A 14,504-nucleotide genomic window follows, 5' to 3' on the forward strand; every position below is an offset into this window, starting at 1 on the left:
TCCTCGCTTTTGCCGAGGGTCAGCAGAAGGGGCTCCTGCCCCTCTGCTGACGTGCGGCATCCCTGCCGCACCCCTCACGGGCTGTTCTCGACAAAAGCTCCGGTGCTCGGCGCGGCAAACTAGATTGAATTCGTGCCACTGGCAAGTTTTCATCACTATTTGATTCATGGGCTTAAGAATATTTCGTAAGTTATGGGGCTCAGTGCGACAAACGTCAGAAATACAGCCCGTGCGTAACATCAGTTATAAATATTTGCGGCAAAACCTTAAAGCCCTCCTCCGAAACGATATTGCCAGGCGATCCCGGCTACATCGAAGTCACTGCCGGTGCGGACCGAGACGCCGGTGCTGTAGTAAAGCTTAACCGAATTGTACCGGTTCACGGGTAGCACGAGCGTTGCGCCTACCCGCGAGTTCTCTAGCTGGCTGTTAGCTTTTATGCCATCCACGGAGGTTCGCCCACCGGTGTAAAAGGTGCCGTCCACCGCCGCCCACATGCCGTGCCCGAAGCTGTAAATCAGGTGCCCTTGTACCGAATAGATCGGTTCCTGCTCACGGATTTTGCCGCCTAGGAAGTCGTCGTTAGCGGTATAGAACCGGACGCCTCCGTCCACCTCAAGCGTCACCTGCCCCAGGCGCTTGGAAATCCCGATCTCCGGCTTGATTGACCAGCGGTTGGTGCCGATGTTGAGAATCTTGTCCGCGTCGTACTGGCCTCCGGGTGCGGTTACCTCGAGGCTGGCGCCGACAATGGTATCCTGCTGGTAATCTGCGAATTTTTCCATGGAAAGTGCGGGGGCGCCGTAAAGGTTGACCGAAAAATGAAATCTGGGATCGGCAAAACCGGATACTTCGCGATCGCGGAATTGGCCCAGAGCCTTGGCGCTGCCCGAGGCCCAGGCATAGGGCAGCACCACGTCGAACTTGGCGGACTTCCCAAAGACATCCAGTGAACGGGCATAGGCAAAAACCGTGGAATGAACCTCGACCTGCGCATCTTCGATCGGTAGCGCGGGGTCGGTCGCCACGCCGCCTTCTATGTGACTGTAACCCATGATCAGGAAATTTAGCCCGACAGGGGCGTTGGCGTAGGCGCGCGGCTCGAGATCCTGTCCTTTCGCACAGAAGGCCGCTACGGCTAGTGCTGTAGCAACAACGCACCGAACTATCCTTAAAACTTCGTGTCGATAAAGTTTACTCATTCGGCTGAATTTCCGATCAATGATTACGCTTCAGATTAGATGCTATTTAACTGATGTTACGCAGTTAGGAATGAGCATGAAATAACTTGAACAACTCGCGCCGTAAGTTTTCAGCGGGAGTGCAAGCTTTGCTTGCGCTTGCAGGCGAAGCCTGCACTCCGGCTATTGGTAACTTACTCAAATTATTTTGTATATGTTCCTTAGTCGAATTTAGACTGCTCTCATATTTAAAGGTGTCGCTCACGCGGCAATTATTTGAATCGGATTCTCGCACCCGAAGGCGAGTTACTTTCTTTTGCTTCGCCTCGGCAACTGCTCCCTGCGTTGCTCTACCTCCTGCATCCGTGCAGTCGTCGGCAACTGCTCCTGCCTTGGTCCCGTGCAATCGAACAGAAAGTTGGTTGACGCACAGCCGGCGAGAACAGCTAATGCGGGTAAAAGGTACGGTGAGGCTAAGCGATTTCATAACGGATCTCCGATGGTAAATCCATAAGGTGGATTGGGCCGGAGTCATCACTTCGGCCCAATTATTTCAACACGCTTAGGCAAAACAAGGACTCCAACCCTATCCCAAATGCCTAATAGGGCGCCGACACGGGCATATAAACAACGCCGCTATTTCCGTAAGCCTGGGTGTACCAAGAAGAACCGCATTGATAGTAGGTCACGCCTTTGACCACAGTTGTGTTGGGGGTGCAGGGCAACCCCGCAGAGCCCGAAGGAGGGGGCGCGTTGTAGACGGTCGTCGTGGACGTAGTTTCGGAGGCTGATGTCTCGCCTGCGGCGTAACCTCCGACCGCACCCAGCGCAGCCGCGCCGACCGCCACAGCCGCGACTTCGCCATCATCCCAATTGTCGTTATCGTAATATCCGGAGGGTGGCGGTGGATAGTACCCCCCTGCCGGGTAAGCCCCCTGATAGGACTGCGCGGCTTGCTGTCGGCTTTGCGCCCTGCTTGTGGCGGCTTGTTGGCGAGTCTCGACGTTTTGATTAGAGGCTTGTTGCCGCTGCGCTTGGCTCTGGGCCGAGGCTGACTGCCGCTGTGCCTGGTTCGCAGACGAAGTCGACTGACGACTTTGCTGGGTCGCCGCCTTGTTCGTGGAAGCGGTCTGTGCCGCCTGAGACCGGCTGGACGTTCTCGATGCGGAGGCAGCCGCACTTCCGGCTCTCCCCGAACCGGACGAGAAGCTGCCGCTCGCGGCGGCGCCACTACGGGAAAAACCGCCGCCACCGCCACCACGGGAGCCTCCACCGCCTGAAAAGCCGCCGCCCCCGCCGCCACGACCTCGGGCGATAGCGTCATTCACGGACCCTATTAGTAAAACGATTGTGGCCGCAATAGCCGTAACGATCAAGTAAGGTTTGGTATTCATTTCTGTCCTCCGGTATGTTCTGGGTTTGTGGTTCCCTTAAGCGCGATTTTGGGTAACTCCGCGAGAAAGACAATCTTCCGCGCCCCTTCGGGCGGAGTGAACGTGAACTGGTTATCCTGAATTTCAGGCGCGAGGTTCCAATTGGAAAACTGCGCCCTGAAATCCGGCTGGCCCTCTGCGTTCTTGTAGGTCAACACGATGCGAAGCGGCAACGGTTGGCTGCCCTCCGGTATCCAGACCTGATAATCGACGGTTTCGGTACGTCCCGCCAAATGGTGGGTGGGAGTTCCATCGATAACCGTCTTCTCCACATAATCAAGCGCTTGGGTCCGGCGTTCAATTTCGGCCGGAAACCGGCTGGTCAAGAGAATGGCGAGCGGCAGACGCATGCCAAGATCCTTCAGAAAATACATGACCGCATCGTCGATCCCGCCAGGTTTGGAAACCTGTGCGTAGACGTTCTGAGATGGGCTGAATGTCGTGATTTCCTTGCCGTTATACTGAACAAGATGCTTCTCGCCGTCACTATGTTCGACTTCGACGCGCAGCCCATTGGGTCGGCTGACGATGATCTTCCGGTTCTCGCCGAATTCAATCTTCTGGCCCGATTCCTGGAGCACTTCGTAACTGCCCGTAAGGTTCACGCTGAACCGCGGAGTCTTGGCCAGGAATTCAGCCATGCGCTTGAGTATATCCTTTGCTACGACTGGTTCCGCCACGGCGGGTTTTGCCACCGTTCGAGAACCCGCTTCCGGGGTCGCCAAAGTATCCGAAGTATCCGGTTGTGTCACTGCCGCCTTCTCGCTACAACCAAAGCCTGTAGTCATGACCGCTACGCATAACGCCGTCCTGAGTATCGATTGTTTATTGGTTTTCATCGGTCACCTCCTTAGGTGATGTGCTTGACTGATTCGTCTTCATAAGTAGCCTCCTTTAGAGGTTATGGTTGAATGGTGAGCGGAACTGACGCTGCTTTTTCGGCAGTAGTTTTATCCACAACGGCTAGCCCCTCTGCTTTCGCAGGCAGAGTAATCAATGAAAGTGTCTGGCTATCCCCCCATCCAAAGGCAAACAGTATGCCGAGAAATAACCCCACTGAAGATAAAAGTGCAGCGTTAGTGAGATCCATATTTTGAATTCCACCACTCATTTCAATATCCGGGTATCGCCGAATCGGCCGGTTATAGACTCGTTACGCAACAAATCCATTCTCTTCCCGGACGCCGGATCATGGAACCGCATCTCCCGTTCATGCCCGCACCCAAAGCTCGGCCTCCTTTGATGAGGAAGGAGGAAAGAATTCAATCTCTGTGGCGCGGAGTCCTTTTCCGGTAAACATGAAGACCTGCTCCTTCCAGCATTCATCGCCGACGATCGCCATCTTTACAATAGAGTCGCCATGGTCTGTCAAGAAGCCGACATCACCCCATTCCTCTGCCTTTTCCCAGCCTTCGAAATTCTCCGTTATCACCAACAGCCTTGGCTTCAAGCCCCGATCAATCAAATCGCGGGCCACTTTCTGCAATTCCTTCTGGTCAGCCAATCTCATAACGCCTGAAATGCGGATACGTATGATCTCGTTATCGATTTCCAAAATCTCGCAAGCCATTAATTAACCTCTTTTGTCATTATTCTTGGGAGCTAAACCCCGCCTTCATATTCCTTATCCGGGTTTGGCGTCTGCCCCGGCAAATTCGGACGTTCCGTAACCAGCCGGCGAAGCGTCCCCTCACCGAGACGGCGGTCAAGCCCCGCGTACAGGTGATACGCAAAAAACGCCAACCCGACACAGAGCACCTTGGCAAGTATGAGGTTGCGATCCCTATGCTCCCACACATCCGATACGGCTTGCCCGAGCGTACCAATCTCCCAATAGGCCTCGATTAGTTTCTCCAGGAACAGGACTACGAACGTCGCCAGGATATAAACCAGCGTTTTGTAAAGGGCGGCCAGTCCCAGGGGAAAACTGGCGTCGAATCGGCGACCGGCATGCGTCGCGTCGAGTACGATCACGATTTTCGCGACGATGAGTGCGCTGATAGCCGCCTTCGAAAGCACGGAAACTTCGATCTGATAGTCAGCCAAAAAAAGTTTTTTTAACGTGAGCATCACGCCGAAACAAAAGAAAAAGTAAAGAGAAACCAAACCTATTTCTTTGATTTCATGTTCCAACATCGGTAGTAGTTTCATGGCATTTCCTCTTCTCAACGATTGACAATTTCATTCACATGGATTCCTTCAATTCTGCCTTTTACATACTTTATTTCCGGAACAGCAGCGTGATCACAAAGCGCACACCTCAATCCGGCCCGCCTTTCGGTTTCTTTAGGTAGTACTCACGCCCACTCTGCCGGACTCATTTCACCTCGACAGTCACCTTCTCGACCTTGCCGGTGAAGCGCGTTTGCGAGCCTTCACCAATCCCGTCTACCACCGGCGTCGCCTCGTCCACGCCCACATCGGCCGTCTCGTCCGCCGAGAATACCGACGGCTGCGTGCGGTCGATGCGCCCTTCAGCGACTTTCCGTCCGTTGACGGACAGTGTCCCGGTACCGCCTTTGCCTTCCCCGCCGCCATCGTAGGCAAAATCGAACACTAGCGTAGCCTTGCCTGCTTGCAGCGCGTCCGCGGCAATCACGGTGTCGTGGCTCAGGCCGAGAAAGTTGTAGGTGTAGGCCGGCTTGCCGTCCTTCAGGTACAGGCTCCAGCCGCCGAACCGGCCGCCCTGGGCGAGAATGACGCCTTTGGCGCCGCCTTGGGGAACTTCAATTTCGGCGGTGATGGTCTTGGAATGATTCTTAACGTTGATGAAGACGTTTTCCAACATGCCCGTCATGCCCTCGCCCAAGGTCAGCGAGGTGCGGCCGCCCATGAGGTCCGGCCGTCCCACCAGTTCGGCATTAAAGCGCTCGAACATGCGGTCGTCGATCGGCAGCACGTTGTATTTAGGCGCTTCTGTCATAAACAGCTTCTGCATCTCCTCGAGTTTCTTGGGATTCTCCTTTGCCAGATTGTGACTGAGACTGAAGTCCTGCTGCGCATCGTAAAGCTCCCAGACGTCTTCGGTCAGCGGATGGCGGGGCTGCTGCTCCCATGGTGCCCGATGCACCGTGCCGGCCAGCCAGCCGTCGTGGTAGATGGCGCGGTTGCCGAAAATTTCGAAATACTGCGTGCGATGGCGGTCCTTGGCCTTGGCATCGTCGAAGGTATACGCCAGGCTCACGCCTTCGATAGGGGTCTGCTTGGTGCCGTTCACCGCCGTGGGCTCGGGAAGATGAGAGGCTTCAAGCACGGTCGGGACGATGTCGATCACATGATGGAACTGGCTGCGGACCTCGTTTTTGGCCTTGATCCTTGCCGGCCAGTGAATGACCATGCCGTTGCGCGTACCGCCATAGTTCGAGGCCACCTGCTTGGTCCACATGAAGGGTGCGTCGAAGGCCACTGCCCAGCCCGCCGCCATGTGCGGAAAGGTTTCAGGACCGCCCCATCGATCCAGGTATTTGAGCTGATCCTCGACAGTCTCCGGCACGCTGTTGAAATAGGTCATTTCGTTGTACATGCCCACCATGCCGCCTTCGGCACTGGCACCGTTGTCGCCGGCAATGTAAATGAACAGGGTGTTGTCCAGCTTGCCCAAGTCCTCGATCGCCTTGACCAGGCGGCCGATCTCGTGGTCCGTCTGCTCCGCGAAGCCCGCGAAGACTTCTACTTGGCGCGTAAACAGCCGCTTCTCGTCGGCGGTGAGTTGATCCCAGCTTTTGATGGCTTCGGGCTTACCGGCAAGCTTGGTGCCGGCGGGCACGACGCCAAGCTCGATCTGCCGCTGTAGCGTGGCCTCGCGCAGCTTGTCCCAGCCTTGGTCGAATTTGCCTTTGTACTTGTCGGCCCATTCCTTGGGGACATGATGCGGCGCATGGGTGGCGCCGGGCGCGTAATAAACGAAGAACGGCTTGTCCGGCGTCAGCGCCTGCTGGTAACGGATCCAGGACACCGCCTGATTGGTCATGTCAGTGGTGAAATGGTAATTCGGATCGTGCGGCGGCTCGATTTTGGTTACGCCGTCGAAAAGGGTCGGCGCCCACTGGTTGGTTTCGCCGCCGATGAAACCGTAGAACTTGTCGAAGCCCTGCAAGGTCGGCCAGCGGGCGAACGGCCCCGAAACGCTGGTTTCCCAAGGCGCGGTTTCGTGCCACTTACCGAAGGCGGCGGTGCTGTAGCCATTGAGCCGCAATATCTCGCCCAATGATGCCACGCTGTTCGGCAACACCCCGGTATCGCCGGGAAACGCCGTCGCTGTTTCCATGATCGAGCCGGTGTTTCCGGTATGATGGTTGCGGCCGGTCTTCAAGGCTTGGCGGGTCGGCGAACACAGCGCCGTCGTATGGAAATTGTTGTAGCGCAGGCCACCTTGCGCCAGCCGGTCCAGCGTCGACATGGCGACAGGGCCGCCGAAAGTGCTGGTCGTACCGAAGCCCATGTCATCTATTAGCACGATGACCACGTTGGGCGCTCCTTCCGGCATCTTCACTTCAAAGCGGGGCGGGGCCTTGGCGTTGCGAGCATCGAGCTCGGTGATCGGGGTATATTTAGGTTCAGAAATCGGCAGCACCGTGCGATCGATTCCGGCCGGTTGCGTAGCGTCCTTCTTTGTACTAGCCGCTTCGCTGTTCACTGAAATTAGGACGATCAAACTTGCTATAGCGAGTACCTGTTTTTTCATTTGCCTACCCTCTATTGGAATGCCTGAATCTTGTCGTTTAGGGATGAGCGTCCATTCGATTGTCTACATACGCTTAGAACGGCCTCAAGTTGAAAGGGATCGAATCAGTCACCATCTCGCCTGATTTGCGGTTGGCGAGACGACATAAAAACATAACCTTGTTCTTACAAGCCCGGCGGGGTTTTTTCCCAGAGGTAACCCTTAACAGCCAGGTCATAGCCAGTCTGAAACAGCTGACGCATATACTCGGTGTCGAATTCTTCCTTGTGAGGGGCGTTGAAGCTTCTCGGGATGAACGCAAGATTGAAATCGATACCATCCCGCTGAGTCTGAGCATAGATCTTGTATAGATCACCTACGCCCTGGGTTTGGATCAGTGAGTGAACGGCGCGGCTGGCGATGCTCAGGGTGCGGCGTTCCACCTCTGCCCAGTCGGGGTCGAGGCGGGCATTGCGAATGAGATAGAGCCGGCGCTCGCGGACAATGCCGTGCTGCTTACTGAGCTCGGCCACCTTGATGGCGGGCGGGTAGAGAAACACCTGGGCCCTGGCGCCGCCGTCCACGTGCATTTCCTGGTAACGCTGGCCGTTCGCTTCCACGTCAATCATCACCGGCGGAAAAGTGCCCGGAATGGCGGCCGAGGCGAGCATGATCTTGTGGAACAGCTCCAGAGCCCGAGGATGGCCGCTGGCAGCGATCTTGCCCATGTTCCAGATAACCGCCTGGTTAGCATCCAGGTTGGTGGTGGCTATCATCAGGAGGCGGCCTTTCGCATCCTCCCGGGCGATCTCCTTCAGCATGTCTTCCGTCACATGTTTCTTCAGCAGCCGTGCCAGCGGCGCGTCATCGGCCATGGCGTCGTTGAATAACGCCGCCACGAAATAGCGCGCCTTCAGAATGTCCTTGGGCTTACTATGGGTGAAGAGCTCCTTGAGGGGTATATCGTACTTCGGCCCCAAAAACGCGAACGGCGCGATCAAGGCGCCGGTGCTGATGCCGGTGACGCCCTTGAATTCCGGTCGATTGCCGGTGGCGGTCCAGCCGGACAGGAGGCCTGAGCCGAAGGCGCCATTATCACCCCCACCCGAAAGGGCCAGGAAGTTGGCCGGGGGCAGCGCGCCTACTTGGCTCTGTTGGGCCCGGTAGGCCTGTTCCCGGTAGTAGCTTTCCATCGCATCCCGAGTGAACCCCGGCATTTCGGCGCGGACCACATAGCGGACGCCCGGCATACCGACTACTTCGGCTTTTTCGGTCAATTGCTGAGGAACGGCGGATTGCCGGATGGGCAGAGAACAACCCGAAAGCGTGAACGTTAAGACGACAAGAATCGATATAATTTCAACGGTTAAATATCTGTTCATCATCTGGTTATTACCGTCTGTTTTATGAATCTTGCGCATAAAACCGGACCCTCCCATGGCATGAAGTTAGACTGTCGGCTTGACTAAAACATACCTCGACCTGTTATTTATCGTGACTTGAGGAGCATTTGCAGTCGAAAGTCAGCTCTCTTTGTAATTCTTTGGTTAAGCACGCATTCTATTGCCGTTCTTAAAGCTTTTGATTCATATCGAATTTATTCTAAAGAGAAAGGTAAGGAAAAAATACTAGTGCAATTACCTACTGGCGCAGTCTTGGCTAGGATTGCCCAGTTATTAGAAGTTTGCGTTGCATTGGGCTAGATCGCGCCACAGCAATTTTGACGGTATTTCGAGGTATCCATAGGTATCTATACTCATTGTTTTTGAAGTTGAAAATGTTAATTTAAAATGACTATCGGTTTGAATATATGGAAACTTATATTTCGTATTTCGCTGGTTCTAAATCCATCGTTAGTGTTAATTACGAAAAAGGTATATTGAGGCGTTAGGGGTTTATATGACGTAATTGTATTTGATTAATGTAATATCTTATATTTTTAATATTGATCAATATTTGTGAATATTAATTCTAATTAATAGGTTGCAATTAAGTCATCCGGGCTTCTAGGTAGTTTATAGATGAATATGAAAATTAAACTCTTATAACTCTTATTATCTGGAGATAGATATGCGTAAATTCATTTACATTTTGATAGCCATAATAAGTATTGTGACGTTTTCCTCTTCTTCGTTTGCGAAGCCTTCGAAAATCAGTGGAACGGTTAACCTCAACGTAGGTTCTGTAGCCGCTGGGATCGGCTGGAGTTGGGGAGGTGGTGTCATGACTTACGAGGGAACTGAACACAGCTTCGACATCAGCGGGCTTAGCTTAGCCGATGTCGGCATTTCCAAATTTTCCGCATCGGGAATCGTGTATAACTTGCGCCAATTGGAGGACTTTAACGGCACCTATTACGGAGTGAAAGGAGGCGTAACCATCGCCGGTGGAAAAGGAGCTATAGCGATGAAGAACAATCATGGTGTAGTGATTGAACTGAACGGAACCGGGGCGGGTTTGAAATTCGCTCTTGGGACGCAGGGTGTGACTATCAAGCTTAAGGATTAGCCCTGTATCCGGATTGGTCCTAAAAAGTTCGCGTAGGCGGTCTTTATTGGGACTCATCCGGATTCCAAATCAGAAAATCGGGGCCAAGTCTTTACTCTTTTTTAATTCGAATGACTGCATTTGATGATTGTGTTGAAAAAAGCTCCTCTCGGAGGGCGTAAATAAATCCGTGTAACCGCTTATTTTCAAAGTCGTACAATACGGTAAGTTAAGGAGAGAAAATGAGCGACCTGATTAAAGACCCCAGTCCTGCCGGAATAAGCCGGTTCGAGCGACAGCGAGAACTAGCGTTGCCTACATGGACAGATATTTGCTCCTCGGCAAACACCATCCTGATTCTATAAAGTCAATTTTAACAAAGCCGCGCGAGCAATATTTAAAGTTTGCACGTTCAGCGCAAGCGCTATGGCGAGCGAATTTTCGGGATTTAAATTCCAGCATTACCCGCATGGCAACCTCGGCAATGGGCGGGCGCATTACCGAAGAACTGGTAGCCGAAGAAATCAGCCGCTTGCAACTTGCCGAATTAAATTTGCCCCAAACGCTCTAGCGTATCCGGGTAGGACGACACCAACCGAATCAGCAACGCGGCTTGGGCGTTGGGTTTGGCGCGTCCTTGCTCCCAATTCTCCAAAGTGCGCGGATTGGTTCGCAGATAACGGGCGAACACCGCCCGCGACAAATGTAGCCGCTCCCGCAACGCCACCAGTTCGGCGGCGGCTAATTCCGGCGCTGGCTTCATCTCAACGTCGTGAGTTCTCAACGTGCGCTTGCCTTGGCGCTGCTCAGCCAAAGCATCAAAACCTTCACTGAGTTCATCGAACAGATTTCTTTTCATTGTCTTGCCTCTTTAAACATAGCTTTCAGTCTCGTAGGGTACGCTGTGCGTACCTTTCAGCGTTCTATGGTACGCACAGCGTACCCTCCATGGCTAAATTCATATTCGTTACCGTAAACGAATACGGATGAAACTCTGGCAAGTGACTTATGAGCATTGACCGACAAACGATATAGCTTGACAAATGTACATACAAACGCACACTATAAAACATGACCATACACAATGTAGCAGGATTCGATTGGGATCATGGCAACTTGAAAAAGTGCCAAAAACACGGCGTTGAAATTGCGGAAATAGAATCCGTATTTCGCCAAACCATGGCGGTTTTTCCCGACCCTACCCATTCCCAAGGAGAAGATCGGTTTATTGGCATTGGCAAAACCCACCAAGGACGACGCGTATTTATTGCCTTTACCTTGCGCACTCATAGCGACGACGTTTTAATCCGTCCCATCAGCGCCCGTTACATGCACCAAAAAGAGGTAGAACATTATGAAAAAGAAATTTCCAAAACTTAGAACCGATGAAGCCGCCGAGACTTTTGTAGACGAGGCCGATTTAACCCAATATGACTTGTCAAACATGAAGCCTGTTAGTTTTGAGTTTCAGCCAAAGGATAAGAGCATTACCATGCGCCTGCCTGAAACACTGTTTGACGCGATCAAAAAAGAAGCCGAGCGCTCAGGCGTACCCTATCAACGGTTTATCCGCCAGACTCTTGAAAACGCCCTGCACCTTGGGAAATGAAGGTTTTGCCCGCAACGAATTCCAGTATTGCTGAGGCAGCCTCCCTTGCATCCCAAAGATAAGCGCGTGGATCACGCTGCATAGACGACTTCACGGCTTCGATTGACGCTGGCTTGAACATAGGGATTACGCAGCGCGGAGGCTTCCGCCAGATCAACAGTTCGCCCCAAAATTTGCGACAAGTCGGCTTGTAAGCCAAAAAATGCCTTTAGCGTAGGGCTATCGGCAGACGGAGAGAACTCCACTAAAAAATCGGCATCGCTGCTTTCCGGGACGAAATCGGTTCCCCGCGCGGCAGACCCGAACACTTCAAGCCATTGCACGTGATAACGTCGGCAGAGTTCAGCGATTGCGGACTGGTGTTGATGAATAAAGAGGGGCATTATTAATGCCTCCTTAGGTTTATGTGAAGCCGACTTGATAATTCTTGTTAAATTTCAGGCTGGTAAGGTTTTAGCACAGTTTAATCGGCGATGCTCATTGCAGCAATGCCTCGGCTAGTATCTTTTTGCACTGGTCGTAAAGAATGTTGTGTTTAGTTTATCCTGTTCCAGTTTGGTCGATACTGTAAATATAGAGCGGAAATCGAAGTTCATCGTTCGCGATTTATGGGTTCGTACCTCAGCTTATCCTATCGTGCTAGGTCGGGGTCTACTCATTTGCGAATAATATCGGCTAGGGTATAGACTATGTCGACTTGGAGAATTAGTTGCAAAGCTTTTCTTGTTGCCCAGTCTCTCTAATTAAAATCTAATTAAAAAGGAATAGCCATGGAACCAACTGTAGCAGAAGCTCAACAAATTCAGCGCATTGTGAGCACTGTACTACATCATATTAATGTAGCGGACAAAGAATATAACCAAATATCCATTTCAAATTATGACTCTGACCTTGAAAATTATCTGACTGATCTGCTTAAAGAAATTAATGATAAACCACAGAAACGAGCTTACGATTTTCATAGAGAGACAACGGAGTTTTTTACTACTCTAAGGTCGTTTTTCATTGAACTAAATTTAAATGAAAACCCCTTATCTTCTAACTTGGCTAGTAGATTGCTTGATAAAGAAGTCGAAACAGATGATAGATATGGGCATTTAGGTTCTTCTGGAAATGGACACGTGAAAAAGGGGAGCTTTCTTCAGTTTGTATATCGAGATGGAACTGATATATCGTATTTGGGCGTTAAAATTGAGCACCAAACTTTCTTAGATGAAACAGATTTTAAGAAAAAGATTGGCTTATCAGTAGCCAACAAGATTTATAAAGCATGTAAGGTTTCATTTAATGCGGAAGGAATGCCGCATGACGTGTTTGTATTTGATACAAACTCAAAGCCATCAACCTACTGGTGGAAAGATTTTCTCGAATTGAAAGAAGTTCGAAACGATGCTCATAATACAAGAATCGCATCTCAAGAAGTAATAAAAGTAGTAAATACTATTAAAAAAGACCATCCGGTTGATTATACGATTCTAAGAAATTCAGTCATTGCAGCATTTAGACAACAAGGTGAAATGAAGTACGATGAATTTATAAAAAATATATTTGAAAATTACGAACCAGAAGATGCCAATCTCAAAGAAAAAATTATAAGAATGTTGGATATATTGAAGAAGCTTCCTGAAAAGAAAAAATTTGATACATACTTCAAGCTTATTCCGTCTGAAGTACCGTTTAAGCGAACCAAAGTACCACTATCAAAAGAAATATCTTTAACTATAGACGATGGAATTCAGAATCTGGACCAAAAGATTTGGTCTGAACAATCTGCATGTGGCAAGAAACTTGTAGTAATCGAATCTCCAGAAGGTTTTAAACAATTTACACGCAAAGAAAGAATTTAAAAGCTATGTTATTTGAATACTTCAATTGTAAAGGACTAATTTCAACTTCTGAAATACAGGAGACATTTGACTCACTTAGGATATTAACAAAACTTAGTGAGCCGATGAGTGATTTTATTCCTAAACTTTTTGATGAGCTAAAAACTTTATCAAGTAGAGATAGTTTTGAGTTATTTTTTGACGTGTGTGGCAACCATATAACAATATCTGACTGTTCACCGGATAGTTTTAGAAAAATACAAGAACATATCTTAGACAACAATGATGAAGTTGAATATGAAATCGAATTAAATATAAGAAAGAACCAAATAGAATCGACTCTTTCTCTATATTTCCTGGATAAGTTTAGTGAATATCTAGAGGCAGAGAGTTTACTTAACATTATCCACACTATATCTAAAATCTTCTCAGATAATCTAAAATTTGAGGTCTTTTCAACTATTAATCAATTTGGTACTGATAGTATTAAATTCTTTCAAGCAGGAGAAAGCCTACAGAGTAATGAGATATTTACTGAATTTAATAGAATAGACAAGCTTGAATTATTTTCAGAAAATTCTAGTGTTCACAATCTCAATTTAAAATTATTACCAAATGATTTTAATCTATTAAACATATCAAGTAGCAATAGATTAAATGTTTTTTTTAATAAGGCATGCTCAGTATTATCAATTATATTTATTTCAAATTCATCAGAGTTTAAAAATATTGACTCATTTTGTTATAAAATTAGTGGATATAAAACAGTAATCTGTGACGGAGTCACAGTAACTAGCTTAGCCGAAAAACACAAGTTGCTCTTTAAAATATATGCATGGGCGTATGAGGGAGGAAATAGTTCGGATAAAATAGGTTTAGTACGAAATGTCTTGTCAATACACTTAGATAATAACGGAAATATTAAGTTTGACAGGGAGGTATGGGAAGCCATTCAATCAAATTACCAAATTTATTTAAAAGGAAACATTCAAAGCTATTTAGAAGTTAAGAATAAAATAGGAGAATTTATAATTGAATCTACTAGTAAAACATATGCAATGGCCGATGAGCTTTTAGATTCTCTAAAAAATAATATATTTATTATATTAACCTTCTTGTTGTCGATTGTGGTTGTAGATGGGTTTAAAGACAATGGACAAATAAGTGTATTTTCAAACCGTTACTTAGGGAAACGCTGATTAAATCCGGCTTCATGGGATAATATTGCCATCGAACTCAATAAATCCAATACTCCTATGTCCTATCAAACCAGTTTTGCTGACCTCGACTATAGCCACAAAAAAC

The 14,504-nt window shown here is 49.4% G+C and carries 16 protein-coding genes; 6 read left to right on the forward strand and 10 right to left on the reverse strand.

The genetic code is table 11. The features are described from left to right. Positions 1–266 precede the first annotated feature (266 nt). The 8 genes from EPO18_RS05275 to EPO18_RS05310 all read right to left on the reverse strand — a co-directional run bounded on the left by EPO18_RS05275 (position 267) and on the right by EPO18_RS05310 (position 8,698). Positions 267–1,202, reverse strand: coding sequence for a transporter (locus EPO18_RS05275; RefSeq protein WP_292431519.1), 936 nt, complete (start codon positions 1,200–1,202; stop codon positions 267–269). A 578-nt stretch (positions 1,203–1,780) separates the two neighbouring features. Continuing rightward, the gene (locus EPO18_RS05280; protein WP_292431521.1) at positions 1,781–2,575 is read right to left on the reverse strand and encodes a hypothetical protein; all 795 of its coding nucleotides are present in this window, start codon (positions 2,573–2,575) and stop codon (positions 1,781–1,783) included. Next, on the reverse strand, positions 2,572–3,453 hold the full coding sequence (locus EPO18_RS05285) for a DUF2092 domain-containing protein (RefSeq protein ID WP_292431523.1): 882 nt from the start codon (positions 3,451–3,453) through the stop codon (positions 2,572–2,574). Before EPO18_RS05285 ends, EPO18_RS05280 begins: the two co-directional genes overlap by 4 nt. 62 nt (positions 3,454–3,515) lie before the next feature. After that, the gene (locus tag EPO18_RS05290) at positions 3,516–3,725 is read right to left on the reverse strand and encodes a hypothetical protein (protein WP_292431525.1); all 210 of its coding nucleotides are present in this window, start codon (positions 3,723–3,725) and stop codon (positions 3,516–3,518) included. A gap of 99 nt (positions 3,726–3,824) precedes the next feature. Next, the gene (locus tag EPO18_RS05295; RefSeq protein WP_292431528.1) at positions 3,825–4,184 is read right to left on the reverse strand and encodes a SpoIIAA family protein; all 360 of its coding nucleotides are present in this window, start codon (positions 4,182–4,184) and stop codon (positions 3,825–3,827) included. Positions 4,185–4,216: 32 nt separating this feature from the next. Beyond that, positions 4,217–4,765, reverse strand: a complete 549-nt coding sequence (locus EPO18_RS05300; protein WP_292431531.1) for a hypothetical protein — start codon at positions 4,763–4,765, stop codon at positions 4,217–4,219. 166 nt (positions 4,766–4,931) lie between these two features. Beyond that, on the reverse strand, positions 4,932–7,298 hold the full coding sequence (locus EPO18_RS05305; RefSeq protein WP_292431534.1) for an arylsulfatase: 2,367 nt from the start codon (positions 7,296–7,298) through the stop codon (positions 4,932–4,934). A 164-nt stretch (positions 7,299–7,462) separates the two neighbouring features. Further along, the gene (locus EPO18_RS05310; RefSeq protein WP_292431537.1) at positions 7,463–8,698 is read right to left on the reverse strand and encodes a patatin-like phospholipase family protein; all 1,236 of its coding nucleotides are present in this window, start codon (positions 8,696–8,698) and stop codon (positions 7,463–7,465) included. Between the two features lie 649 nt (positions 8,699–9,347). Here EPO18_RS05310 and EPO18_RS05315 point away from each other — a divergent pair. Then, entirely contained in the window at positions 9,348–9,785 is a 438-nt protein-coding gene (locus EPO18_RS05315; RefSeq protein ID WP_292431540.1) for a hypothetical protein, read from the forward strand. 298 nt (positions 9,786–10,083) lie between these two features. Continuing rightward, positions 10,084–10,335, forward strand: coding sequence for a hypothetical protein (locus EPO18_RS05320; protein ID WP_292431542.1), 252 nt, complete (start codon positions 10,084–10,086; stop codon positions 10,333–10,335). Here EPO18_RS05320 and EPO18_RS05325 read toward each other — a convergent pair. Beyond that, the gene (locus EPO18_RS05325; RefSeq protein ID WP_292431545.1) at positions 10,312–10,623 is read right to left on the reverse strand and encodes a helix-turn-helix domain-containing protein; all 312 of its coding nucleotides are present in this window, start codon (positions 10,621–10,623) and stop codon (positions 10,312–10,314) included. The two genes, EPO18_RS05320 and EPO18_RS05325, sit on opposite strands and share 24 nt — an antisense overlap. Before the next feature lie 212 nt (positions 10,624–10,835). On the opposite strand from EPO18_RS05325, the gene EPO18_RS05330 reads away from it, so the two are divergent. Both EPO18_RS05330 and EPO18_RS05335 read left to right on the forward strand, forming a co-directional pair. Next, positions 10,836–11,144, forward strand: coding sequence for a BrnT family toxin (locus EPO18_RS05330; protein WP_292431549.1), 309 nt, complete (start codon positions 10,836–10,838; stop codon positions 11,142–11,144). Further along, on the forward strand, positions 11,119–11,373 hold the full coding sequence (locus tag EPO18_RS05335) for a CopG family antitoxin (protein WP_292431551.1): 255 nt from the start codon (positions 11,119–11,121) through the stop codon (positions 11,371–11,373). The genes EPO18_RS05330 and EPO18_RS05335 overlap by 26 nt, the downstream gene beginning before the upstream one ends. Positions 11,374–11,444: 71 nt before the next feature. Here the strand turns inward: EPO18_RS05335 and EPO18_RS05340 are convergent, their stop codons facing one another. Beyond that, entirely contained in the window at positions 11,445–11,756 is a 312-nt protein-coding gene (locus EPO18_RS05340; RefSeq protein WP_292431555.1) for a nucleotidyltransferase family protein, read from the reverse strand. 387 nt (positions 11,757–12,143) lie between these two features. On the opposite strand from EPO18_RS05340, the gene EPO18_RS05345 reads away from it, so the two are divergent. Both EPO18_RS05345 and EPO18_RS05350 read left to right on the forward strand, forming a co-directional pair. Continuing rightward, positions 12,144–13,220, forward strand: a complete 1,077-nt coding sequence (locus tag EPO18_RS05345) for a nucleoid-associated protein (RefSeq protein WP_292431556.1) — start codon at positions 12,144–12,146, stop codon at positions 13,218–13,220. A gap of 104 nt (positions 13,221–13,324) precedes the next feature. Next, a complete protein-coding gene (locus tag EPO18_RS05350) occupies positions 13,325–14,398 on the forward strand; it encodes a hypothetical protein (protein WP_292431559.1) in 1,074 nt (357 codons plus the stop codon). Positions 14,399–14,504: the final 106 nt, after the last annotated feature.

This window comes from Methylobacter sp., from assembly GCF_004322395.1.
GTDB lineage: Bacteria > Pseudomonadota > Gammaproteobacteria > Methylococcales > Methylomonadaceae > Methylobacter_A.